Origin of the sequence: Nocardia brasiliensis (assembly GCF_042691675.1) — a bacterium.
Classification (GTDB): domain Bacteria; phylum Actinomycetota; class Actinomycetes; order Mycobacteriales; family Mycobacteriaceae; genus Nocardia; species Nocardia brasiliensis_D.
This window is the reverse complement of the sequence record NZ_CP170507.1, coordinates 6,481,563-6,505,393: the sequence shown is the minus strand read 5'-3', so window position 1 is coordinate 6,505,393 and position 23,831 is coordinate 6,481,563. Positions and strand designations below refer to the sequence as shown.

Genomic DNA, 23,831 nt, shown 5'->3' with positions numbered 1-23,831 from the left:
CGGCGAATGTGTTTCCGGCGAAAGGCGTTTGGTCGTGGATCCGTACAGCACCGGGCAGTTCCGCATCGAGCCGGAGGCCGAGGTTATCGAAAGCGCGGCCTGGCTGGCCGAGTTCACCCAGGGCTATATCGCGGGCTGGAACAGCGGCGACGGCGCGGCCGTCGCGAAATGTGCCACCGAAGACACCATGTGGTACGACCCGTCACTGGGTAAGCAGGTCGTCGGACGCGCGGGAGTCGAGGGATTCGTCGCCGACACGGTGCGGTCGTTTCCGGATGTGGCCTACACCAATCCCTTTCCGCCGCTGCTCGCCGCCGAAGGCAAGGCGGCGGTGGTGCCCTGGCGGATGACCGGCACCCACCTCGGCCCGATCGACCCGCCGGGGTTCGCCGCCACCGGTAAGAAGATCGACCTGCTGGTGATCGACATCTGGCAGTTCCGCGGTGGACTCATCTGGCGCAGCCAGGCGACCTGGGATCTCTCGGAAATGTTGCTGCAACTCGGACTGATGCCGCCACGCGGCAGCACCGCTGAGCGCGCGATGGCACGCGCTCAGCGGGTGCGTTCCCGGCTGCCGTTCTGAGTCGGCTCTGCGTTCCCGGTCGGCTCTGCGTTCCCGGTCGGTTCGGCGTTCCCGGTCGGTTCGGCGTTCCTGGTCGGTTCGGCCGTTCCCGGGTCAGCTCGGCTCGGGAACGGCCGGATCGTCCGCTTCGGCGGTGAATCGTTCCATTGCCTGGATCAGTGATGTCCCCACGTCGTCCAGGGTGGCGCCCATGCCGACGAGCAGATTGAGGATCGCGGGCACCAGCACTTCGAACAGGCCCTCGTCGCCGAGGTGTCCGGCCATCTCCAACTGGACGAAGCCGAACAGGCCCATCCAGAGCTGGGCCGCCGCCGAGCGCACGTCCGGCGTATCGATCAGGCCGGCCTCCTGCGCCCTGCGCACCGCGTCCACCACGTGGTCGAATGTTTCCTGGTAGTGCTCGAACTCCGAATCATTCTCGGCAACAAGGACGTTGCCCCGATTGATCTTCATGTCGATGCGCTGCGACCCGGTGCCGAACATCAATTGGAACAGCTCGGGTCGGCGCTGGGCTTCGTCGCGGAAGACCAGCCCGAGTACCAGGAGATCCGTGATGGGGTCATCGGTCACCCCGAATTCGTCCATCCGCGCACCCAACAGGGCGAAGCCCGCCGAGCCCGCCGCGCGGATCAGGCCGGGCATGCCGCCGAAGTTGGAATACACGGCCATCGTGGACACCCCGCACATACTCGACACCCGGCGCACCGTGAGGGCGTGCAGACCCTCGGTCGACACCACCTGCACGGTCGCGTCGATCAGCCGGTCACGCAGCGCGGTGCTCATGGCCTCTGCGGAAGAATGCTGTGCCGCAGTCAATTCGGTGATCATCCCCCCAGCCGTCCCTTCGCTCATGGCTTCCGTTCAGTTGGCCGCACAGCTCAGACGGCCACGCGTAGTTCCTCGGCGGTGATTTCCTCGAGGGAGCGCCGCCGCGTCTCGATCAGGAAGGCGATGCCGGCGGCCGCCGCGATGGTCATCGGTATGGCGCTGATCAGCGCGGTCGTCGAGATCGACGGGGTGGCCACGGCGAGCACCACGAGCGCGATCACGATGATGCCGCCCGCCTTGCTCATGCCTGCCGCCAAACCGGTACCGCGAGAGCGTATTCGGGTCGGGTAGGCCTCGGCGCCGTAGGCGATGAGCACGGCGACCACCGAACTGGCGCCCCAGATCGGCGGGATGAGCAGCGCGTACAGCAGTGCCTTGTTGTCCGCGACGCTGTCGCCGAAGGCGACGAACCCGAACAGCGAGACCGCCAGCATCGCGCTCAACGTCACCATCGTCCACTTCGAGGACCGGTGATAGCAATACGCGACAAGGAAATTCAGCGGGAACCCGATCAGCGCCGAGTCGCGCAGGATCTGATCGGCCGAGACACCGCTGTACCCGAGCTGGCGCAGGTTCGTCGGCAACCAGAGCTGGAAGCCGTACACCACCAGGCCGACACCGAGGCCGACCAGCACGAGCACGGTCGTGATGCCGGCGAACGGCGCCTGCAACAATCGGCGGTACCCGGCTTTCATGCCCGCTTCTACGGCGAGTTCCGACTTTTCGACCGGGACAATGGACGCGTGATAGACGCGCAACACGTCTTCGGCCTCTTTCCGACGGCCGAGCGCGAGCAGGAAGCGCGGTGACTCGGGGACCCATCGGGTCAGCAGAATGACCAGCAAACCGGTCGGGAAGCCGATCAGCCACATCACCCGCCAGCCGTAGGTGTCGCCGATGGTGGACGAGAGCCAGCTGGTGATGACGTAGGCGCCCGCGATATCGCCGCCGATCAGGACCATCAGCCAGCCGCGGTGGCGGGCCGGAATCGTCTCGGCCAGCAGGGTGAACGCGATCGGCAACATGCCACCCGCACTGATGCCCATGAGCAGGCACATCAGCAGGTTCAGCTCGAAGCTCGGCATCGCCCCGCAGACCGAGGTGGCCACGAAGAACACGCCGGCCAGCAGAATCGCCGCCTTGCGGCCGATCCGGTCGCCGAGCCAACCCCAGAGGAACGAGCCGATCACCGTACCGGTGATGCCGGCCAGCGGCAGTAGCGCGGCGGGCAGGCTGCCGCCGGGATTGGTTGCCGTGCGCAGGTCGTATTCCTTGGCCATGCCCGGCACGACGAACGCCAGCGTGGTCGGCTTCATGACGTCGATCGTGATGGCGGCGGCCATCACCAGCAGCAGCACGACGTGCACCCGGTTGATCGGGGCGTCGTCGAGCGCGCGCACCTGCAGATTCGCCACCTTGTCCCGTTGCGCCCCAACGGGAACCAGGCCGTAGGCGGTGACCACCAAGCCGATGACGATCAGCACCATTCCGCTGATCATGGCGGCATCCATCGGCATATCCGCCATGTGGTAGCCCATGTGCCTGGATTCCCAGTACATCGGGAAGTGCAGTGCGGTTCCTAGACTGGTTGCGGCGAGACCTGACCAGAAGGCGAGGTTACGCCGCCGAATGGGTGCCGAGGGAGATTCGCCATCGGGTTGCTCGATTGATGTATCGAGATGTCTTTGGTCGCGCACAGATATCTCCGGTCCTTGCCGCACGAACAGCGGGCGATACAGGAAGCGTGGAGCCGCGTTCGCAGGCTACGAAGAGGAGTAGCGCCCTGTAGGGCGCTTGTCGGAACCGAGGTCGTCACTGAAACTCTTGGTGACAAAGTGTAACATCCACCCTGGTTCTCCGAAATGGTTTGTCGCATTCCGGCTTTCGCAGCTCCGCCAATCTCGTTGTGACACTTGACAACGAGAAGTGTGACGGACAGTGGTCCGTCACGGCCGGCGGTCCGATACGCCCCAACCCCAAGGCACCGATGCCGCGTTCGGTAGCTTGCCGACAACTACCTTCGCCTACCGCTTCCGCAGCGGTCGTCCCTCACGTCCTCTGTCGTCCATCCAACTAGCTAACTACTGGTCGGTAGCATACCTGGAGCGACGCCGATCCGACGAGCAAACGAATGATCTTGTTGGAGAGCAGAGTTGGGGGATTGATCTTGAAACCGGCATGCTCTACGCTGCCGTCCCGGCCCGCTGGCCGGGCCGGAGCATGGACCGATCGAACCGGCGGACGATACGCTCGACCGATGGCCGCCCCGCTCACCGGAGTCCTCGCATGGCCGGCGATCGGTGGTGCGTCCGCGAGATCAGGTTCGGCGACCTCACCGGACGGGCGAAGTTCGTCTGCTACGGCCTGATCGGCGGCAACGTCGTGCTGGCGGTCAATTGGTCGATCTCGTTGGTGCAGTTGGCCATCGGCTCGTCGCCCCTGGGATCCCACCCGTTGCGCATGGAGTTGGCTTTCACTATCTGCATCGTCAATGACGCGGCGTTTCTCGGCGTGCCGGTGATCCGTAGCCTGCTCGTCCGGGCCGGTTGGGACCGGGACGGACGCCGCTGCCGTCGGCTGCTGCCACTCTGGCGCGACCTCACGGCGGCGGTGCCCCAGATAGTGATGCCGCCGGTGCCACCGGCCAGGATCCAGGACGGCGGCCCCAGCCGACTGTTCCGGATGACCGTCGAAATACGCGATGCACTATTACAACTGGGGCCCTACTTCCACGCCGCGCCCGTTGGCAATGATGCCTCACCCGGCCAGCCAGGTCCCGCGGGCGACATGGCTTATTACGTGCGGCGACTCGACTACGCGGTCCAGGCGAGGAAAGCGGGTGTGGCGCCCACCGATTCCGCTGCCGTCCCGCGGTTGCCGAGGGCGGGCAACGATTTCGACGCCGATCTGCGGCAACTGCTCGACCTGGCCATGGCGTGGTCGAAACGGTCACCTGACCATGGCCCGCTGCGGCTGCCCGCGATATCCGGCCGGGCACTGGTCGGCGGCACGACGAAGGCGTGAACGCGAGACGGCGTCCGCACTCGAGGGGGCGAACGTTGTCGTCGCGTTTCGGCCTACAGCACGGCCTGGGTCTGGGTCACCTTCGCGACGAGCTTGTCCGCGTCATCGCGAATTTCGGTCTCCACCACGATGAACGAGCGCCCCGCGTGCAGCGGCGTGGACGAGGCCGTCGCGTAGCCGGAGCGGACCGCGCGCACGAAGTTCGTCTTCGACTCGACCGTGGTGGTGCCCTGCTTACCTTCCGGCAGATTCAAGTACGCGCACACCGCGCCGGTGGCATCCGCCAACGACATCAGCACGCCGCCGTGTACGACACCGCCCACCGTGCACAACGACTCGTCCCAGGCGATGCGGCTGCGCACCAGTGCGGGTCCGTGCTCGAGCACCTCGACGCCGAGCTGCTCGGTGAACGGCATGGTCTGGTGGAAAAGCGCGGTGCCTGTCTCGTCGATCATGGTCGTGATCCTGCCCGATGCGCCGCGCCTGGTCGATTACGCCGGAGGTAATGGTCATCGATCCGGCCAGGTGCGCCGTTGGGCGGCATGGGTCGATACCGCGACGATCACCAGCGTGGCGGTGAGTCCGCCGAGCAGCATGACGGTGGTGGGCGAGGCGCGGTCGACCACGAGGCCGCCGGCCAGCGCGCCGACCGAGATCGTCGCCTGGAACGACGCGGTGAACAGCACCGATGCCGCCTCCGGTGCGTCCGGCGCGGCCTTGGCGAACCAGGCTTGCGAGGACACCGGCACCGCGCCGTACCCGATGCCCCAGACGATCGACAACGCCAGCGCGCCCACCGCCCAGTGGCCGAGCACCGGCAGCAGCAGCGTGGCGCCTGCCAGCAGGGCCGCGGCAGCACCGAAGGTGGCGTGTGGTCGCCGCTCGATCATGGCGCCGCCGAGGAAGTTACCGAGAATGCCTGCCGCACCGTAGATCAGGAGCAGCAGCGTGACCATGCCCGGCCCCAGCTGGGTCACCTGTTCGAGGAACGGCGTGACATAGGTGTAAGTGCCGAAATGCGCTAGCACGACGAGAAAGGTTGCCAGCAAGGCGAATCGAGTATTGCCACCGCGAAGCAGGCCGCACAGCACGGACGCACGGGTGACCTGACGAGCGGGCAGCGGCGGCAGGAACGCCACCAGCATGCCGAGCACCACCGCCGTGACGACGCCGACGAGCACGAATGTCGTTCGCCAGCCCGCGATCTCGCCGAGCAAGGTGCCCGCGGGTACGCCGAGCACCGAGCCGAGCGGCACCGAGGAGAAGATCACCGCGTTGGCCCGGCGCACCGATCCTGCGGGGACCAGGCGCTCGGCCAGCCCGGCCGCGATGGACCAGAACCCGCCGACGGTGACGCCGACCAGTACCCGGGACACCAGCACGACCCAGTACGCCGGTGCGACCGCCAGCAGCGCGTTGGCCAGCACGAGCAGGAACATGAACAGGCACAGCATGACCCGTCGATCGATCCGCCCGGTGGCGACGGTCGCCACCGGCGCGGCGACGGCGGCGACCAGGCCCGGCATGGTCATCATCAGCCCGGCCATGCCGTCGGAGACGGTGAAGTCGGCACCGATCGAGGTGAGCAGGCCGATCGGCAGGATCTCGGTGGTGACGATGGCGAAGATGGCGATTGTCACCGAGACGACGGCGAGCCAGCCGGTCAGCGGCGCGCGGACGGGTATCGGGGGAGAAGTGCGGACTGTGGACACGCCGCCAGTTCAGCAGCGGGTCGGTCGATGATCCGGCGGGTTTCCGCCGGGACCATATCGAGGGCGAAAAGCCGCTCAGCCGCGCGCGGTGCGCATCGGGGCGAGGAATTCGGCGTTCGTCTCGGACTTGCGCAAGCCTTCGAGTAGCAGGTCGAGGGCTTGTTTTCCGTCCAGACCGGCGAGGGTCCTGCGCAGGGTGTTGGTCGAGGCCAACTCGTCGGGTGCGAGCAGGAGTTCGTCCTTGCGGGTGCCGGACTGGGCGATGTCGACGGCGGGGAAGACCCGGCGGCTCGCGGCGGAACGATCCAGTTTGAGCTCGGCGTTGCCGGTGCCCTTGTACTCCTCGAAGATCACCGTGTCGGCCAGCGAGCCGGTTTCCACCAGTGCGGTGGCGATGATGGTGAGCGAGCCGCCGTGCTCGATATTGCGCGCGGCGCCGAGGAATCGTTTGGGCGGGGCGAGGGCGGAGGCTTCGACGCCGCCGGACAGCACGCGACCGGAGGACGGGCCTGCCAGGTTGTAGGCGCGGGCGAGGCGGGTCAGCGAATCGAGTAGCACCACGACGTCGCGGCCCATTTCGACCAGGCGTTTGGCGTGTTCGATGGCGAGTTCGGCGACCGCGATGTGGTCGCGGGCGGGCTGGTCGAAGGTGGCGGCGGCGACGTCGGCGGGTACCGCCCTGGTCAGGTCGGTGACCTCCTCGGGGCGTTCGCCGACCAGCACCAGCAGCAGTTCGCATTCCGGGTGGTTCTTCGCGATGCCGTGCGCGATCGCTTGCAGCACAGAGGTTTTGCCTGCTTTCGGGGGCGCGACGATCAGCGCGCGCTGGCCCTTGCCGATCGGCATGACCAGATCGGTGACACGGGTGGTGATGGCGTGCTGTTCGGTTTCCAGGCGCAGGCGTTCGTTGGGGTAGATCGGCACCAGGTCGGCGAAGGCCGGGCGGTGCCGGAGCTTGTCCGGCTGCTGTCCGTTGACGGTGCCGATGGTCTGCAGCGGCGCGGGTTTGCCGTTGGTGGGCGCGGATTGGATTGTGCCGGTGATGAAGTCGCCGCGGCGCAGGCGGTGTTCGCGGATGAGTCGTTGTGGCACGGTGATGTCGCGTGGTCCGGGCAGGTAGCCGTCCAGACGCAGGGTGCCGCGGTTATCGGTGAGGTCGAGGATGCCGGTGACGGTGCGGGTCGCTTTCTGTTCGGCCGCGCGGTCGCCGGGCGCATCTTGAATTGTGTTGGTGTTCATGAGATTTCCTTCGTGGAATGAGTTTCTTGGGTACGGCGAACGGCCGTGACGGCGACGGCGATGGGCGCGTCGCGGAGCAGGATCCTCGGAGTATTCCGGAACGGTTCTATAGACCGGGTCGGAAGAGGGGATCTCGGAATTCTTGTGGGAGAAGCTGACCTACATCCACAAGTAGAAGACGTGGCCGAGAGTACAGGTTCGCTCATCGGCGCGCAATGGTGTTGGTCACCGGCCCTACGCTCAACGACCTTCGGGGCGCCAATATTCCCGTGACCCGGGCGAACACCCTGCGGCCGATGGTCGCGGGTCCGCCGAGGTCACTCGGCTGGCTGGTCGGGGACGGGCGATGTCGAACGCGGCCAGGAGTGGGGCCCACACGCGGGCAAGTGATTCGCCGCTGACCGGAGCCGACGTTCGCCGGAACGACCGGCTGACGCGACGATGCCCGGCAGGTGACGTGGTCGAGCCGTCACCTGCCGGGCATCGCGTTGTTCGGTGCTATTTATCCGTAGACCGAGCTGAAGAACTGGATCGCGCTGGCGATGCCGACCGGGACGCCGAGCAGGATCATGCCCGCCGCGGCACCGAGGGCGATGCCGACGCCCGCGCCCGCGATGCACAGGCCGATCGGGCCCGCGAAGAAGGTCGGAACGACCAGCGGCGCACCGATGATCGCGCCCGCGACGCAGCCGAGGGCACCGCCGACGATGGTGCCGATCAGCGTGCCGACCGCGGTGGCCAGGCCGAACTGGGTGGCCGCCGTGCTGAGCGCGGTGTTGAAGTCGGCGCCCGCGACGTCCTTCGCGTCGACCGGCTTCAACATGCTGGCCGGGCGGGCGTCAGCGGCGTTCGTGCTCGGCGTGAAGGTGGCGGTGTTGCCGTCGATCTGCGCTGCGATCGGCCATTCCATGCCGTCTTTGAGGTAGGTCAGTGGCATGCCAGCAACCAAGCGACCCTGATTATCCAGAACCTGGAACTGGGTGCCCTGCGTCGTCAGCGAACCGGCATCGGTCTTCAACACGACCGATTTGTCGACCACATTCGCGGTGTAGTGGATGCCGGGCAGAATGTCGGTTCGCACGGTGGTCCCCGGTGCCGGGGCCGGGGCGGCGGGCTCCGCGTGCGCGGTGCCGCTCGTGATGCCGACTGCTGCGATGACCAGTGCGGACGTAGCAGCGAACTTCTTGACCTTCATGTATTCCAAACACTTTCCTCAGCAGGAGCACCTTCGACCCCGAGGGGCTTCGGGCCGGGCGCGGCCCATGAATACGAACCTTCGCAAAGGGTCGTCTCACTTCATTACGGCCATGTAACAGAGCCTGCAAAGGAAACGTCAATTCGACGTGACAATTGTTAAAGAAGTATAAATTCGGACATTTAGCTAACTTTCAGCATCTTCTAATGTGGCGCACGACACTAATTGTCTTTTCTGCGTTGGTCCGTAGAAACGCGCGGTGGCCTCGGCTCAGCCCATGCGCGAGACGAGCGCGCCCGGCACATGCGGCAGCACCAGATCGATCAACCGCCACGGCCATGCGGGCACGCATGCCCGCTGCTGTTCCTTCTCGATCGCAGTGACCAGCGCGGCGACGCCCTTGTCCAGTGGCGTCACCATGCGCGCGTCGCCCGCCTTGGCCGCCATGTCGGTGGCGATGAAGCCGGGTAGCAGCGTGGTGACCGCGATCGGCGACTTCGCCAGCTCCGTGGTGAGCGCCTGTCCGAGGGCGGCGAGCCCCGCCTTGCTCGCCGAGTAGGCGGCCTTCTTGCCCGGCAATCCGCGCACGGCGCTCATCGAGGACACCAGCACCAGATGGCCCGCGTTCTGTGCGCGGAAGATCTCCAGCGCGGCTTCGGCCTGTGCGAGGGCGCTGACGAAGTTCGTCATCGCCGTGGCCAGATTGGCGTCGGCCCGGCCGCTGCCGATAACCGCACCCTTGCCGAGGCCCGCGTTGACGATGACCCGGTCCAGCCCGCCGAGCTCGTCGCGCAACTCGCCGAAGACCCGCGGTACCGCCTGGTGCTCGTCGACGTCGAGCGCGCGGACCGCGACGGTGATATCGGGATGGGCGGCGACGAGTTCGTCGCGCAGCGCCTCGAGCGCCCCCAGTCGCCGGGCACACAGCGCGAGATCGCGGCCCTTGCTCGCGAAGTCGCGGGCCATGGCGGCGCCGAGGCCCGCGCTCGCGCCGGTGATCAGAATCTTGGTCCTCGTCATGCGCCCGACCATAACGGGCGCCGGGTCAGCCGCCGAAGGATCCGGTGCGCGGCGGTGGGGGCAGCAGGCGCCAGGGTCCGCAGTTCACGGTTTTGAAGGCCACATCGGTCGGCTCGATCTCCGCGCGGATCGGGCCGAGTCGGGTGAAGTTGTTGCCGATGATGTAGTCCATGTTGGTGTTGTCGCCCTCGACCTTCCAGAGTCTGCGCCAATCGCAGCCGTACGCCGGGTCGGGTGTGCCGGGCGCCTCCCAGATGCCGGGGAAGATGTCGATGCCCACCAGATAGAGGCCGTCTCCCGGCATCGTGTTCGCGGGTTCGGCGGCCGCCGTCCCGGCGCCGATCAGGGTCATCGCGGACGTCATGGCACCCGCGATCAGGAGCGTGCTTGCACGCATGGCGATGTCTCCTCGAATCGTGCTCCAACCGCCGCGCAGCGGCTGACCTGGGAGATCCCCGAATCTCCGGGGCAAGATCTACCAGAGACCTCGCGCGAATGTGCCGCATTCCACTTTTCTTGTGTCGATGCATTACTGAATCGCGCACGATGTTGTCATCGCTCGGATCCGCCGCGATATCCGAGGTATGACATGTGCTGGGCTCGGGTCCGTCCGTACGGTGCGACGGTCTACGTCGTGCGGCGCGCACTGCGCCGGGGTGTGCACCGACGCCGGTCTGGCCGCGGTGCTGGCGTCCGAGCGGGCGCTGCTGCATTGGCGGGCGCTGCGTGCGCTGAGCGATAGCGGGCTGGCCGAGCAGGCGGTGCAGGAGTCGCTGCTGCGGGCCTGGCGCTCATGCGCGTGCTTCGACAAGACCAAGGGCAGCGTCCGGACCTGGCTGCTGGCGATCCTGCGCAACGTCATCATCGACATGGTCCGAGCCCGGGCCGCCCGGCCGGCGGACACCGGCTGGGACGAGGTCGGGGAACTCGCCGACATCCGCTACGCGCGCCCCGATTTCACGGACGGTCTGATCGACGGACTGCTGGTCGCGGAACTGCTGTCGCGTCTGCCCGACCCGCAGCGCGAGGCCGTGGTCGAGGTGATCCTGCGGGATCGCGGGTATCAAGAGGTGGCCGATGACATCGGTGTCCCGATCGGCACGGTGAAGACGAGGGTGCATTACGCCCTACGGTCGCTGCGCAGGCTGCCGCGCGGCGCTTGATCTGCTCACGAACACACCGCCGCAGCGGTAACGGTTCGGTAACTGGGGTTGCTATCCTGGTGCTCGCGTTGCCAGAGTGAACTACTGGGTTTGGTGTTACTAATGGGAAGGGAGGGGTGCCCCTGTCCCGGGGCACCGACCGAACATGAAGCCAAGCATCATCAGGGCCGGAATCTGTTCCGCCGTCACGGCCGCGGTCACGGTGACGCTCTCCGGATTGGTCCCGGTCACCGCAACAGCCGGTCCGGCGCTGCCGGAAATGGCGAACAAGCTCGCTGGCAAGATCGTGTTCCTGGATCCGGGCCATCAGGGCCCCGGGCACGGCGAAAACCTGGCCAAGCAGGTCAGCGATGGCCGCGGCGGCACGAAGCCCTGCCAGACCACCGGCATGACCACGGTGCACGGCGTCCCCGAGCACACCATCAACTGGAATGTGGCGCAGCTGGTGAAGACCTCGCTGGAAGGTCTCGGCGCGCAGGTGGTGCTGAGCCGCCAGGACGATCAGGGCTGGGGCGGCTGTATCGATGATCGCGCCAGGGCCGCCAACGAGTCCGGTGCGGCCGTCGCGGTGAGCATCCACGCCGACAGCGCGCCCGCCGACCAGCGCGGCTTCCACCTGATCGTGCCCGAACTGCCGATCCCCGATCCGACGATCAACGCGATCCAGTCCACCGCGGGATTGGCCGCATCGACGGCGATGCGTGACGCCTATCTTGGGGCGGGTTTCGTCCCGGCGAAGTACGCCAGCCCCGATGGTTTGCAGCCGCGCAAGGACATCGCCGGGCCCGCGCTCACCACGGTGCCCGATGTGTTCCTGGAGATGGGCAACGGCGCCAACGCCGAAGATGCCGCACTGCTGGAGAGCCAGGAAGGTCAGCTGAGGCACGCCATCGCCATCACCACCGGATTGGTGGGCTACCTGCTCGGCCCGCAGTCGGTAACGCCGGAGATGGCGAGCGACCGGCCTGCCGCGGCACCCGTGCCGCAGCCGCAGCCTGCGACCGAGCCGTCGGCAGGGGCACCGGCCCCGCAGCCTGCTGCGGTCGAGCCGCTGGTCGGGGTTCCGGCACCGCACCCGGCGTCGACCGGACCGTTGGCGTTGGAACCGGCGCAGCAGCCTGCTCCGACCGATCCGTTGGTAGGCGTTCCGGCGCCGCAGCCCGCCGCGACCGAACCGCCGGTCGGCGCACCCGCCCAGCTGCCCGCCTCGACCCAACCGCCGGGCGGCGCACCGGCACCGACCGCACCGCAGGCGCAGACCGCGCCGCAGGTGCAGGCGGCACCGAACTCGCCGCAGACGCAGACCGCGCCGGGCGTCGCACCGCGGCCGGGCACGCAGCAGTCCCCGTACACGCAGCAGACACCGAACACGCCGGGCACGCAACAGTCCCCGAGCACCACGGAGACCGGTGACATGGCGGCTCTCCGCGAGACGGTCGACATGGTGCTGACCCTGCTGGTGCCGCTGGCCAGGGCGCTCGGCCTGGACAACAACATGGTCACCGCGGAACTGATCAACCTCGCCTACACGCTGGCGGCCAAGTTCCTCAGCCCCGCCAAATAGCAGCACCACCGCCCGAACGTCACCCTCGAAGATCAGGTTTCGAGGGTGACGTTCGGCTCTTCGGGGCCATTGCGCCGCGCAGTATGGTGGTCGGCGTGGCTGACCGGATTCCTGTTGTGATCGTCGCGGGGTTTCTCGGTTCCGGGAAAACAACCCTGCTCAACCACCTGTTGCGGAATAGCCGCGGTACCCGAATCGGTGTGGTCGTCAACGACTTCGGCGCGATCAATATCGACTCGATGCTGGTCGCCGGGCAGGTCGACGCCATGGTCTCGCTCGGCAACGGCTGCGTCTGCTGCGCCGTCGATGTCAGCGAACTGGATGACATGTTCACTCGGCTCGCCCAGCCGCGCGCCAAGATCGATGTGATCGTGGTGGAAGCGAGCGGACTTGCCGAGCCGCGCAACCTCATCCGCATGGTGGTCGGCAGCGACAATCCGCGCATCCGCTACGGCGGGCTGGTCGAGGTGGTCGACGCCGAGCAGTTCCCCGCGAGCAGCGCGCGCCATCCCGAGCTGACCACCCATCTGCGGCTGGCCGACCTGGTGGTGGTCAACAAGGCCGACCGGGTGCCCGCCGCGCAGCTGACCGCGCTGCGGCAAGACATCGCGGAGCTGGTCGGGCAGGTGCCGGTGTACGCGACCACGCACGGCCGCATGGAGCCCGGCCTGCTGTTCGACGAACCGTTGCGCGAAACACCCCGGGTCGCCGAGCAATTGAGCTTCGACGAGTTGCTCGACCACGATCACGAGCACGACCATGCCGAGCACCGGCACCTGCACGACGACTACCTCAGCGTCTCCTTCACCAGCGAGCGCGAACTGGATCCGCGCAGGTTGATCGCCTTCCTGGAAGACCCGCCGCCCGGCCTGTTCCGCGCCAAGGGCTTCGTCGCGTTCGCCGTCGCGGACGAGCGCCGGAAGTTCGTCCTGCACCTGGTCGGCCGCCACCTGGTGTTCGAGCCGGAGAACTGGGCGCGCGGCGAAACCCGCACCACCCAACTGGTTCTCATCGGTGCGGGCCTGGACGCCGAGCTGGCGCTGAAACGGTTGCGGGACACCGCGCATCTGACCGACGAGCCGCTCGATCCGCAGGCCATGCTCGGCGTCTGGCGCTACACACCGCATTGAGCGACGAGTTTGGCGCGTTCGGCCCGAAACTGGCGCGTTCGGTGCTGGCGGTGGCGCCGGATGGACACGAGACTGTCCTGGTGTCCGCCGCGTCGGCACGTGCGCAATGGAGCGAGCATGCCGCGCGCCGTGTCCGATTCGGTGCACCGATACGCGACCTTTCGTTGTGCGACCGATGGGAGTTTTCCGTGCCAGATTCGCTGGAGAGCGCCACCGCGTACGTGATCGAAGTGCTGGAGGCCAAGGGCACCGCCACGCGCTACGACTTCGACGTCCCCGGCATAGTCGCCGAATCCCATGCCATCGCCAAGAGCTGGGATTTCCGCGCGATCGAGAACACCACGTTCTGGGGGATCGCGGCGCGTTTCCTCAAACCGTGAGGGCATACCTCGAACCGTGCTGGCCTAGTCGAACTGGGCGGCCTGCCGGGCGTGCGCGGCGAGGGACCAGCGCCGCGCCGCGCGTCGCATCGAGCCCGCGTCGGAGTATCCGAGCAGTTCGGCCTGGCGCGAGCGGCTCAACGGCCCCGCGGATGTCGCTTCGTTCAGCCGTGCCGTGCGCGCCCGATCCAGTTCCCGCCGCCACGTGGTGCCCGCCTCCATCAACCGGCGTTGCAGCGTGCGCGGACTGGTGGCCAGCCGGCGCGCTACTCGATCCAGCGAGACGTCGCCGGTCTCCAGCGCGTCGGCCAGCGCGTCGGCGACCCGTTCCGGCCACGCGGTGGCCAGCGGCGGCGGTGGCGGCAATGCCTCGGCGAGTGGTTGCAGTATCGCGGCGAGCGTCGGATCGCTGGTGGTCAGCGGCAGCTCCATGTCGGTAGCGCGGAACACCATCGCGTCCACCGGCGCGTCGAACTCGATCGCGGTGGTGCCGAATACCTCGATGAACGTCGCGAGCGTGGCCGGTGCCTGCTGGCGCAGCGAAACCCGCAGCGGGACAACCGGTTCACGCACCACCCGACGCGCTCGGCTGAGCACGGCGGCCAAGCCCCACAGCTGGGTGAGATCGCGGCCGCGGCCCTCGCCTCGAATCATGTCGAGGTAGAGGGTCACTTCGTCGTCGTTCTCGGCGACCAGGTCGAAGCGGTGATTGGTGGTGACCGCGGTGACATACGGCCCGCAGGTCGCCAGGCCAGCGCCGAGCGTCGGCGCGGTGGAGAACAGGTAGTCGTACAGGCCGAGGGACGGAAGTCGGTAGCGCCGGGCCACATTCAGCGCGACGTCCGGATCGCCGAGTCCGTGCTCGCCGAGTTCCCACAGCCGGGAGAAGGTGTGGCTCGGCAGATGCACGTCGGCACCGGCCATCGTCCACTCCGGCAGGCCGGTCTCGCGGATCAGTCGATCTCGGTCGAGCCCGGCCGCGCTGAGTTGCGAGATGACGAACCGGTGCAGCAAAACCTGGTCGGTGCCCATCGCGTCCTCCCTCGCCGCCGGCGAACTACCTGCGCGGAAACGCTAACTCCCGCGTGTTGATTCGTCATGGGATTCGTGTCACGGACTGGTTAACCGCAGGCGTTCACCCATTCGGACAACCCGTCGGCGAACAGCTGACGCTTCCAGATCGGCACCTCGTGCTTGATCCGGTCCACCAATTCGGCGCAGGTGGTGAAGGCCTCGGCGCGGTGCGCGGCGGCGACCGCGACCACGATCGCGTCGTCACCGATGGTCAGCGCGCCGACCCGGTGTACGGCGGCGACCGGTAGGCCGGCGGATGCCGCCAGCTCGTCGCAGACCTTGTGCAGGAAGCGCTCGGCGGCCGGGTGCGCCGAGTACTCCAACGCGGAAACCGCCTGTCCGCCATCGTGGTCGCGGACTTTGCCGGTGAACACCACGACGGCGCCGTAGTGCGGTCCACTCACCGCCGCTTCGACTTCGGCGGCGTCGAGCGGCTGGTCGGTGATCCGGGCGAGTTGGACGGTGGGTTCAGTTGTTGTCATGGTTTCCGCCTCCGGCGACTTGGGCTAGCAGATGGTCGAGCAGGGGTTCGAGCACCGCGATGCCATCCTTGACGCCGCCGGGTGAGCCGGGCAGATTCACGATCACCGATCGGCCCGCCAGTCCGGCGACGCCGCGGCTCAACGCCGCCAGCGGGAACTTCGCGGTGCCGCGCTGGCGGATCGCCTCGGCGACGCCGGGCAATTCGCGGTCCAGCACGGCCAGGGTGGCCTCCGGGGTCGCATCGGTGGGGGAGGCGCCGGTGCCGCCGGTGCTGACCACCAGCGACGGTTCGAAGCGCAGCGCGTCGACCAGCCCGACGGCGATGTCGGCGTCGGCGTAGACCAGCGGTCCGCGCACCGAAAAGCCGAGTCCGGTCAGCCATTCGGTGAGGACGGGACCGGTGGTGTCGACGCGGGTACCCGCCGCGGCGCCGGTCGAGGCGACCAGGACGACCGCCGAGCGTGCGCCGGTAAGTGGCTGCGGTTGTGTGTCATTCGTGGCGTTGACCGCGGATTCGCTGGCAGGACTGCCCGAATGAAGTTCGTCGGTGCCACTGGGCGCGGATGCTGTTGCGGCTCCGGCCTCGTGACGTTCATGGCTGGGGGCTGACTCGGGACGCACCCAATGTCCGTGCTTCCCACCCTCTTTGGTGAGCAGCCGGACTCCGTCGAGGATGGCCGCCGGATCGACCGCCTTCACCATGTCGTGCAGGGTCAGCCCGGCTACCGCGACCGCGGTGAGCGCTTCCATCTCGACGCCGGTGGGCCCCTTGGTCTTCGCGGTCGCCTCGATGGTGATCGACGTGTCGGTGAAGCCGAATTCCACCTTCACCGAGGACAGCGCCAGCTGATGACACAGCGGGATCAGCTCCGAGGTCTTCTTCGCCCCCGCGATGCCCGCGATCCGGGCGGTGGACAGCACATCGGCCTTGGGCATGTCGTCGGCCCGCACCAGGGCGACCACTTCGGCGGTGGTGCGCAGCTCACCGGCGGCCACCGCGATCCGGGTGGTGTCGGCCTTCGCGCTCACATCGACCATGTGGGCGCGGCCCTCGCCGTCCACATGGGACAACTCACTCATCGAACAACTCCTGGGTAGTCAGCTGTGCGACCGGGCGGGTCACAGCGACCACACTCGCACAGCGGCACCCGCGGGCAACGAGGTGATCTCGGCCGGCACATCGATCAGCACATCCGCCCAGGCCATGCCCGCGATGAGATGGGATCCCGGCCCGGACACCACTTCCACCGCCTCCGGATACCGGTGCAGCGCGGGCAGCTCGCCGGACTTCGGGCGGATCAGCCTGCCGCGCAGGAACTGCCGCTTGCCTTGCGGTGAGCGGGCCACCTCGTTGTGCAGCGGCAGTTCGTAGATCTCCACCTCGGGCAGCCCGGCGAGGTGGCGCAGGATCGGCCGGGCGAACACCTCGAACGACACCATGGTGCTGACGGGGTTTCCGGGAAAACTGAGCACCGGAACGCCGTCGACAACGGTCAGGCCCTGCGGCCCGCCCGGTTGCATGGCGACCGAGCCGAACTGTCCGCCCAGCGGCGCGAGCACGTCCTTGACTACCTCGAAGTCGCCCTTGGACACCCCGCCGGAGGTGAACACGACATCGGCGGCGCCGGTCGCGGCCGACAGCAGCTTGCGGAACTGCGCCGGGTCGTCGGTGCTGTGTGCGACCGAGACGACGTCGATACCGTTCGCGGTGAGCGCGGCGGCCAGTGCGATGCCGTTGGAGTTGTAGATCTGCCCGGGCCGCAGCGTGCTGCCCGCGTCCACCAGTTCGTCGCCGGTGGTGATGACCGCGGCCCGCACCGCGCGGAACACCGGAACGGTCGCCAGGCCGACCGCCGCGAGCGCCGCGATGTGCCGGGGCGTGAGGGTGGTGCCCGCGCCAACCAGCAGGTCACCGGCACGCACGTCGGTGCCCGGCTCCCGCACGAATTCGCCTGCGTCGCGACCGCGTTCGATGGTCACGCTGCCGTCGTCGCTGTGCACGTCCTCGACCGGAATCACGCAGTCCGCGCCGGGCGGGATCGGCGCGCCGGTCATCACCTTGATGGCGGTCGCGGGTGGCAACGGTGTCTGCCCGGCATTGCCCGCCGCGACGACACCGACCAGCGGCAGCGTCACCGGCGTCACCGCGACGGACGCGGCGCGTACCGCGTAGCCGTCCATCGCCGAGTTGCGGAACACCGGCAGGTCCACCGGCGAGCGGACGTCATCGGCCAGCTGCCGGCCCAGTGCGTCCGGCACCGTGACCGCTTCGACCGGACGCGCGGCCAGCGGCCGCAACAGCTGTTCGATGCTGTCCCGGTAGTCGTCGACGGGCCGGGCCGAGACGCTGGCGGGCCGAGAGTTCATGCGAGCCAGCGTAACGTTCCGGCGTCGAAGTCCACTGCACGTCTGGATTGTGTGAACCACACAAACCGAACACGTACCAGATGTGCGATTCCGTACCTTCTGCTGCTGACTATCGATGCCCAAAGGTCATAATGGACACGTGACTCTGGTCGAGATGGGGATACCCGCCGTGCGTTCCGGGCGTCCCTCGCTCGATGGCCGCCCCGATACGCCGTTCTTGCTGGACCGATTCGGGCGGGTGGCCCGCGATCTGCGCATCTCCATCACCGAGAAGTGCTCACTGCGCTGCACGTACTGCATGCCCGAAGAAGGCCTGCCCGCGATACCGCAGCACGAACTGCTGACCGTCGAGGAAATCGTGCGCCTGGTGTCCCTGGCCGTTCGCGAGCTCGGGGTGCAGGAGGTCCGGTTCACCGGCGGTGAGCCGTTGATGCGGCGCGATCTCGAACGAATCATCGCGGGCTGTCACGAACAGGTGCCGGACACGCCGCTGGCCATGACCACCAACGGCGTCGGACTCGAACATCGCGCTCAGGCGCTGGCCGCCGCCGGGCTGCACCGGGTGAACGTCTCGCTGGACACCGTCGACCGTGCGGGATTCGCCAAGCTGACCCGGCGCGACCGGCTCGACTCCGCGCTGGCCGGTATTCGCGCCGCCCGCGCCGCCGGTCTGACGCCGATCAAAGTGAACGCCGTGCTCATGCGGGAAACCTTGTCCGGTGCATCGGATCTGCTCCAGTGGTGTCTGGGCGAGAAGTGCGAGTTGCGGTTCATCGAGGAGATGCCGCTCGACGCCGACCACGAATGGGCCCGCGCCAACATGGTCACCGCCGCCGAACTGCTCGACGTGCTGGGCGCCCGCTTCGACCTCACCGCGGTGGGGCGCGCCGATCCCGCCGCCCCGGCCGAGACGTGGCTGGTCGACGGCGGTCCCGCGACCGTCGGCATCATCGCGTCGGTGACCCGCAAGTTCTGCGACACCTGCGATCGCACCCGCCTGACCGCCGACGGCATGCTGCGCTCCTGCCTGTTCAGCGACCAGGAATACGACCTGCGCCAGGCGTTGCGCTCCGGCGCGGACGACGCCGAACTCGCCACGCTGTGGCGTGGCGCGATGTGGAACAAATGGGCAGGCCACGGCATCGACGCCGAGGGCTTTGTCCCGCCGGAACGGACAATGGGAGCCATCGGTGGTTGAGATCCGTTACTTCGCCGCGATCGCCGACGCAGTCGGCAAGGACCGGGAGATCCTCGATTTTCCGGCCGGTGCCACCGTAGCCGACCTACGGTCCACCTTGTCCGCCTCCTACGGCCCCGACCTGGCCAAGATGCTGTCGGTCTGCGCCTACCTCGTCGGTGACGAGCTGACCCGCGACCCACGCACCGCGCTGACGCCCCAGGTCGACGTGCTCCCGCCGTTCGCGGGCGGCTGACCGAACCCGCAGCCTGCCCCAACCCGCAGCGGGCGCACACCCTTACTGGAGGCCGCATGCCCGGTACAGAAGGTGCGGCCCCAACAAAGACGGTGCGCGATTCGGCGGTGTGTAGAGAAGTCGGTGTGGCGTTCGTCGTCTAGGTAGCGAGGGGTATCGGGCTCCTCGGATTCCGGGAAGGATGACGATCATGTACTACCTGGCGGCAATGGTGGGACGCGGGGACGGGCCGGAGGTCGAGCCGGACTCGGCGGGATTCGCGGCAGAGGTCGAGAGGTACGCGGCGTTCGAGGCGAAGGCCGCCGCCGCGGTCGCGGGCGGGGCCGCGCTGTACCCGGCGGAGACCGCGATCAATATCCGGCGCAGCGGAGATCGGACGCTGGTCACGGATGGTCCGTTCACCGAACAGGCCGAGGTGGTCGGCGGCTTCTACGTGTTCGACGCGAAAGACCTGGACGAGGCCATTCAGCTCGCTCGGCAACTTCCGGCGGCCGAGGATGGTGCGGTCGAGGTGCGGCCGATGGTGCAGTGGGCGTGCGAAGGCACACCGGGTGCGGACTGGTGGACTGCTCTGCTGTGGGAGTCGCCGGGAGAGGTGATCGCGCCGGGCACGCCCGAGTGGGATGCCGCGGTTGCCGAGCATCAGCGGTTCGGCGAGCAGTTCGGCGCCGCGATCGTGGGCGGCGGAGCGGTGCAGCCGCCCACCACCGCGACCACCGTGCGGGTGCGCGACAACCAGCTGCTGCTCACCGACGGGCCGTTCGTCGAATCGGCCGAGGTGATCGACGGCCTGTATCTGATCAGGGCGCAGGGTCGGGCGGCGGCGGCCGAGGTCGCGGCCGGAATTCCGATCGGTCCGAAGGGCCGGGTGGAACTCCGCCGGATCGTCGACCTCGACGGCTGACGACACGCATGGACCCGGCCGAAGCGATCGACGGCATCTACCGCGCCGAATTCGGCCGGGCCCTTGCCACGGTCGCCCGGCTGGTCGGCGATATCGGGTTGGCCGAAGACGCGGTGCAGGAGGCGTTCGCCGACGCGTTGCGCACCTGGCCGGACCGGGGTGTGCCGTCGAACCCGGGCGCCTGGATCACCACCGCGGCGCGCAACCGCGCCCTGGACCGGCTGCGGCGCGAGTCGGCCAGGGGCGGCAAAGAGCAGGACGCGGTGCTGCTATCCGCGCCGAGCGAGGAGGTCGACGTGTCGCCGGTAGCGGACGACCAATTGCGGATGATCTTCACCTGCTGCCATCCGGCGCTGTCGCCGGAGTCGCAGGTCGCACTGACCCTGCGGTTGGTGTGCGGGCTGCGGACCGCGGAGATAGCGAGGGCTTTCCTGCAACCGGAACATACTGTGGCCCAACGTCTTACCCGCGCGAAGGCAAAAATTCGCGCTGCGGGCATTCCGCTGCGGGTACCGCCTGCGCCGCTGTTGCCGGAGCGCATGCCCGCGGTGCTCGCCTGCGTCTATCTGGTTTTCACCGAAGGCTACTTCGCCACCGCAGGGCCTACCGCGGTCCGAGATGAGCTGTGCGACGAAGCGATTCGACTCGGCAAACTACTGTGCGCGCTGCTACCGGACGATCCCGAAGCGCGCGCCCTGCTCGCGCTCATGCTGCTCAACGACAGTCGGCGCGGCCAACGACGCGGCACCGATCAGGAATTGGTGCCGATCGAAGACCAGGACCGCGCGGGATGGAATCACTCGCAGATCCGAGCGGGGCTGCGCTGCCTGGTGTCCGCCGCGGCGGACGGCACCGGTCCCTATCTCGCGCAGGCTCGTATCGCGGCAGCCCATGCCACCGCGCCCACGTGGGATCGGACCGATTGGCGCGCAGTCGTATCCGGCTACGACGAGTTGTCGCGGTACACGCAATCCCCGGCGGTCCTAGTGAATCGCGCGATCGCCGTCGGCTTCCTGCGTGGCTTCGACGAGGGGCTGGCCGCGCTCGACGACATCGCCGACCATCCGCGTTTGGCTACCTCACATCTGGTCGCGGCCACCCGCGCCGACCTGCTGCGCCGGGCGGGGCGCTACCCGGAATCGGCGGTGCACTACCGCATCGCACGGGATCGCGCCGCCAACGAGCAGGTGCGGAGATTTCTGTCCCGGCGTCTCGCCGAGGTGGAAAACGCCTTGCGGCGCAACACGATCAAACCATAGACACATGCGCATTCTGCTATGTATTGTGGCTGCAACGCAGAAGGAGGAATGCGATGGCAGCAGTCGCAGTGGGTTTGTATCTCGTTTTCGCCGTGGCGGCTTTCGGTTGGCGGACCTGGTGGCAGTGGCGCCGCAGCGGCTCGACCGGATTCCACGGCCTGAACAGCCGATCCAGTCCGGTGGAATGGCTTGTCGGAGTAGGGCTCGTCGGCGCGTTCTGCCTCGGGTTCGCCGCACCGGTGCTGCAGCTGACCGGAGTGATAGCGCCGATTCCGTTGCTGGACAAGCCGATCGTGCAATGGCTGGGGCTCGCCGCCGCTGTCGCCGGAATCGCGGGCACACTCTTCGCGCAGCATGCCATGGGCGAATCATGGCGCATCGGCGTCGATGCCGCCGAGCGCACCACGCTGGTCCGATCCGGCATCTTCGGCACGGTGCGCAACCCGATCTTCACCGGTATGTTCCTCTTCGCCGCGGGCGTCACCGCCATAGCGCCCAATCTTGTTGCCGTGGCGGGATTTCTACTGCTCGTCGCAGTGATCGAGCTACAGGTGCGGCTGGTCGAGGAGCCGTATCTGCTCGACGTACACGGCGACAGTTACCGTTCGTACACCGCCGAGGTCGGACGGTTCGTACCCGCCATCGGTAGGCGCGCGATCCCGCATTAGTGGCTGGACGGGCGAAAGGCGTTGGGTATCGGTAGGGCTCGTGTCACCAGCGCCCGAGTCGGGGCGACCGTCATGGACGTGATCTATCTCACCGGAATCGGCATATGCGCGGGAGGCCCGCCGATCCGTACGGTCGATTCCGGACTTGATCACCACGGGAGGCACAGATGGCGAACGTTTCGATACCGCAGCTCTGGGGCGGCGACCTACCGGAAACATTGGATTTCTATCGCACGCTCGGCTACACGGTCACCCGAGAGATGACCCGGCCGTACACCTATGGCGAGGTGCGGCTCGACGGCTGCGAACTGCACTTCGGGCCGACGCCGAAAGACGTCAGCGCGGAGCAGGCGTATATCGGCTGTCTGGTCAAGGTGGACGAAGTGGCCCACTGGCACGCGGAATTCAGCGCCGCGCTGCATGCCCGCTACGGCCGGGTGCCCGCGCGGGGACTGCCCCGGATCACCCGATTCCGGCCAGGGCAGACCCGATTCACCGTCGTAGATCCGGTCGGTAACTCCGTCATCTACTTGCAGCACGAGATTCCGAAATTGAATTACGGTGGTGCGCAAGAACTCTCGGGCTTGGCCAAGGCGCTGGACAACGCACGCAACTACCGCGAGTTCAAGACCGACGACGACGCCGCCGCCCGGATCCTCCAAACCGGCCTGCGCCGCCACGGGGCGACCGCGAGTCCCGCCGACCGAGGCCGCGCGCTGGCCATGCTCGCTGAAATCGCGGCCGCCGCAGGCGATTCCGATAGAGTCGCCGAACTCGTCACCGAGATCGGCACGCTGGACCTCACCACGGAGGACCGGTCCGCGATCGCCGCCGAACTACGGACGGTCATTGATCTGCAGTCCTGGCTCGCGGACAAACCTTGAGCACGCACCGGTTGCGTGAGCCGCACACCCGGTACAGCGGGCATGCGGCTCTAGTAAAGGGTGTGCCCAGGCCGGTGGGGCGATCTACTCACGCCACCAGGTGTCGAGCGGGGTCACCGGAACCGTTCGCTTGTGGCGGGTGTTCAGGTAGATGGATTCGATCCGCTCGGCGACCTCGGGTGTGACGTCCTTGCCCTCGAGGTAGTCGTCGATCTGGCGGTAGGTCAGGCCGAGCGCCTCTTCGTCGGGTAGGGAGGGGCGGTCGTCCTCCAGGTCGGCGGTGGGCACCTTCGACCAGATGCTTTCGGGGGCGCCCAGCTCCTGCAGCAGCGCGGCGCCCTGATGCTTGGTGAGGCCGGTCAGCGGCGTCAGGTCGACGCCGCCATCGCCGTACTTGGTGAAGAAACCGGTGACCGCCTCCGCCGCGTGGTCGGTGCCGACGACGAGCAGGTTCTCCTGGCCGGCCAGCGCGTACTGGATCACCATCCGCTCGCGGGCCTTGATGTTGCCGCGGACGAAGTCGCGCAGCTTGTCGATCTTCAGCGCGGAGGCCACCTCGCCCGCGGTCGCGTTCGCGCTCGGGCGCACATTCACCGACACCGTCTTGTCCGGCTGGATGAACCGCAGCGCGGCGCGCGCGTCGGCCTCGTCGGACTGCACGCCGTAGGGCAACCGCACCGCGAGGAACGTCGCGTCCGCGCCGTCGGCGCGCAATTCCTGCACCGCCAACTGGCACAACCGTCCCGCCAACGAGCTGTCCTGCCCGCCGCTGATACCGAGCACGAAACCCTTTGCGGGAGTGGCGGTCAGATAATCCTTGAGGAAATCGACCCGCCGCCGCACCTCGGTCTTCGGCTCGATGTTCGGCTGGACGCCCAATTCCGTGATGATCTGTTCGCGCAGGTTCCGCATGGCAGCCCA

At 67.7% G+C, this 23,831-nt stretch carries 24 protein-coding genes and 1 pseudogene; 12 read left to right on the top strand and 13 right to left on the bottom strand.

Going from position 1 to position 23,831, the window contains the following annotated elements; translation table 11 throughout:
* Nucleotides 1–34 precede the first annotated feature (34 nt).
* On the top strand, nt 35–583 hold the full coding sequence (locus tag ACFK0J_RS29950) for an ester cyclase (protein ID WP_378732968.1): 549 nt from the start codon (nt 35–37) through the stop codon (nt 581–583).
* A 93-nt stretch (nt 584–676) separates the two neighbouring features.
* Here the strand turns inward: ACFK0J_RS29950 and ACFK0J_RS29945 are convergent, their stop codons facing one another.
* Nucleotides 677–1,435 carry a TetR/AcrR family transcriptional regulator gene (locus tag ACFK0J_RS29945; protein ID WP_378732966.1) on the bottom strand — a complete coding sequence of 253 codons (759 nt, stop codon included), beginning with the start codon at nt 1,433–1,435 and terminating at the stop codon, nt 677–679.
* A 26-nt stretch (nt 1,436–1,461) separates the two neighbouring features.
* The gene (locus ACFK0J_RS29940) at nt 1,462–2,970 is read right to left on the bottom strand and encodes an MFS transporter (RefSeq protein WP_378732964.1); all 1,509 of its coding nucleotides are present in this window, start codon (nt 2,968–2,970) and stop codon (nt 1,462–1,464) included.
* Between the two features lie 727 nt (nt 2,971–3,697).
* Between ACFK0J_RS29940 and ACFK0J_RS29935 the strand changes: the two genes are divergently transcribed.
* Entirely contained in the window at nt 3,698–4,435 is a 738-nt protein-coding gene (locus ACFK0J_RS29935) for an MAB_1171c family putative transporter (RefSeq protein ID WP_378732962.1), read from the top strand.
* 53 nt (nt 4,436–4,488) lie between these two features.
* Here the strand turns inward: ACFK0J_RS29935 and ACFK0J_RS29930 are convergent, their stop codons facing one another.
* From ACFK0J_RS29930 to ACFK0J_RS29905, 6 genes and pseudogenes are all read right to left on the bottom strand, one after another.
* Complete coding sequence (locus ACFK0J_RS29930) at nt 4,489–4,890, bottom strand: PaaI family thioesterase (protein WP_378732960.1); 402 nt, start codon at nt 4,888–4,890, stop codon at nt 4,489–4,491.
* 54 nt (nt 4,891–4,944) lie between these two features.
* Nucleotides 4,945–6,147 carry an MFS transporter gene (locus ACFK0J_RS29925; RefSeq protein ID WP_378732958.1) on the bottom strand — a complete coding sequence of 401 codons (1,203 nt, stop codon included), beginning with the start codon at nt 6,145–6,147 and terminating at the stop codon, nt 4,945–4,947.
* A 75-nt stretch (nt 6,148–6,222) separates the two neighbouring features.
* A pseudogene (locus tag ACFK0J_RS29920) lies at nt 6,223–7,365 on the bottom strand (transcription termination factor Rho, short form); the annotation flags it as partial.
* Nucleotides 7,366–7,888: 523 nt separating this feature from the next.
* A complete protein-coding gene (locus tag ACFK0J_RS29915) occupies nt 7,889–8,581 on the bottom strand; it encodes a hypothetical protein (protein ID WP_378743141.1) in 693 nt (230 codons plus the stop codon).
* 270 nt (nt 8,582–8,851) lie between these two features.
* Nucleotides 8,852–9,601: an SDR family oxidoreductase gene (locus tag ACFK0J_RS29910; RefSeq protein ID WP_378732957.1), complete on the bottom strand. Its 750-nt coding sequence runs from the start codon at nt 9,599–9,601 to the stop codon at nt 8,852–8,854.
* Nucleotides 9,602–9,626: 25 nt separating this feature from the next.
* A complete protein-coding gene (locus ACFK0J_RS29905) occupies nt 9,627–9,998 on the bottom strand; it encodes a hypothetical protein (protein WP_218470796.1) in 372 nt (123 codons plus the stop codon).
* 220 nt (nt 9,999–10,218) lie between these two features.
* On the opposite strand from ACFK0J_RS29905, the gene ACFK0J_RS29900 reads away from it, so the two are divergent.
* The 4 genes from ACFK0J_RS29900 (at nt 10,219) to ACFK0J_RS29885 (ending at nt 13,838) form a co-directional block, all read left to right on the top strand.
* Nucleotides 10,219–10,764 carry a sigma-70 family RNA polymerase sigma factor gene (locus tag ACFK0J_RS29900; protein WP_378732955.1) on the top strand — a complete coding sequence of 182 codons (546 nt, stop codon included), beginning with the start codon at nt 10,219–10,221 and terminating at the stop codon, nt 10,762–10,764.
* A gap of 145 nt (nt 10,765–10,909) precedes the next feature.
* On the top strand, nt 10,910–12,328 hold the full coding sequence (locus tag ACFK0J_RS29895) for an N-acetylmuramoyl-L-alanine amidase (RefSeq protein WP_378732953.1): 1,419 nt from the start codon (nt 10,910–10,912) through the stop codon (nt 12,326–12,328).
* An 83-nt stretch (nt 12,329–12,411) separates the two neighbouring features.
* Nucleotides 12,412–13,458, top strand: a complete 1,047-nt coding sequence (locus tag ACFK0J_RS29890; RefSeq protein WP_378732951.1) for a CobW family GTP-binding protein — start codon at nt 12,412–12,414, stop codon at nt 13,456–13,458.
* A gap of 188 nt (nt 13,459–13,646) precedes the next feature.
* Nucleotides 13,647–13,838, top strand: a complete 192-nt coding sequence (locus ACFK0J_RS29885) for a hypothetical protein (RefSeq protein WP_378732949.1) — start codon at nt 13,647–13,649, stop codon at nt 13,836–13,838.
* 24 nt (nt 13,839–13,862) lie between these two features.
* On the opposite strand, the gene ACFK0J_RS29880 is transcribed toward ACFK0J_RS29885, so the two are convergent.
* From ACFK0J_RS29880 to glp, 4 genes are all read right to left on the bottom strand, one after another.
* Nucleotides 13,863–14,870: an AraC family transcriptional regulator ligand-binding domain-containing protein gene (locus tag ACFK0J_RS29880; protein WP_378732947.1), complete on the bottom strand. Its 1,008-nt coding sequence runs from the start codon at nt 14,868–14,870 to the stop codon at nt 13,863–13,865.
* An 89-nt stretch (nt 14,871–14,959) separates the two neighbouring features.
* On the bottom strand, nt 14,960–15,394 hold the full coding sequence (locus tag ACFK0J_RS29875; protein WP_218470791.1) for a molybdenum cofactor biosynthesis protein MoaE: 435 nt from the start codon (nt 15,392–15,394) through the stop codon (nt 14,960–14,962).
* Entirely contained in the window at nt 15,381–16,475 is a 1,095-nt protein-coding gene (gene moaCB / locus ACFK0J_RS29870) for a bifunctional molybdenum cofactor biosynthesis protein MoaC/MoaB (protein ID WP_378732945.1), read from the bottom strand. The genes ACFK0J_RS29875 and moaCB overlap by 14 nt, the downstream gene beginning before the upstream one ends.
* A gap of 39 nt (nt 16,476–16,514) precedes the next feature.
* Nucleotides 16,515–17,762: a gephyrin-like molybdotransferase Glp gene (gene glp, locus ACFK0J_RS29865; RefSeq protein ID WP_378732943.1), complete on the bottom strand. Its 1,248-nt coding sequence runs from the start codon at nt 17,760–17,762 to the stop codon at nt 16,515–16,517.
* A 139-nt stretch (nt 17,763–17,901) separates the two neighbouring features.
* On the opposite strand from glp, the gene moaA reads away from it, so the two are divergent.
* The 6 genes from moaA to ACFK0J_RS29835 all read left to right on the top strand — a co-directional run bounded on the left by moaA (nt 17,902) and on the right by ACFK0J_RS29835 (nt 22,910).
* The gene (gene moaA / locus ACFK0J_RS29860; RefSeq protein ID WP_378732941.1) at nt 17,902–18,960 is read left to right on the top strand and encodes a GTP 3',8-cyclase MoaA; all 1,059 of its coding nucleotides are present in this window, start codon (nt 17,902–17,904) and stop codon (nt 18,958–18,960) included.
* Nucleotides 18,953–19,195 (top strand): MoaD/ThiS family protein, encoded by a 243-nt coding sequence (locus ACFK0J_RS29855; RefSeq protein ID WP_378732939.1) that lies wholly within the window; start codon nt 18,953–18,955, stop codon nt 19,193–19,195. Before moaA ends, ACFK0J_RS29855 begins: the two co-directional genes overlap by 8 nt.
* Nucleotides 19,196–19,385: 190 nt before the next feature.
* Entirely contained in the window at nt 19,386–20,099 is a 714-nt protein-coding gene (locus ACFK0J_RS29850; protein ID WP_378743139.1) for a YciI family protein, read from the top strand.
* A gap of 8 nt (nt 20,100–20,107) precedes the next feature.
* Nucleotides 20,108–21,358, top strand: coding sequence for an RNA polymerase sigma factor (locus ACFK0J_RS29845; RefSeq protein WP_378732937.1), 1,251 nt, complete (start codon nt 20,108–20,110; stop codon nt 21,356–21,358).
* Nucleotides 21,359–21,411: 53 nt separating this feature from the next.
* Nucleotides 21,412–22,026: a methyltransferase family protein gene (locus ACFK0J_RS29840; protein ID WP_378732935.1), complete on the top strand. Its 615-nt coding sequence runs from the start codon at nt 21,412–21,414 to the stop codon at nt 22,024–22,026.
* A 167-nt stretch (nt 22,027–22,193) separates the two neighbouring features.
* Nucleotides 22,194–22,910, top strand: a complete 717-nt coding sequence (locus ACFK0J_RS29835; RefSeq protein ID WP_378732933.1) for a glyoxalase — start codon at nt 22,194–22,196, stop codon at nt 22,908–22,910.
* A gap of 84 nt (nt 22,911–22,994) precedes the next feature.
* Here ACFK0J_RS29835 and nadE read toward each other — a convergent pair whose 3' ends face one another.
* A complete protein-coding gene (nadE, locus tag ACFK0J_RS29830) occupies nt 22,995–23,822 on the bottom strand; it encodes an ammonia-dependent NAD(+) synthetase (RefSeq protein ID WP_378732930.1) in 828 nt (275 codons plus the stop codon).
* Between the last annotated feature and the right edge of the window lie 9 nt (nt 23,823–23,831).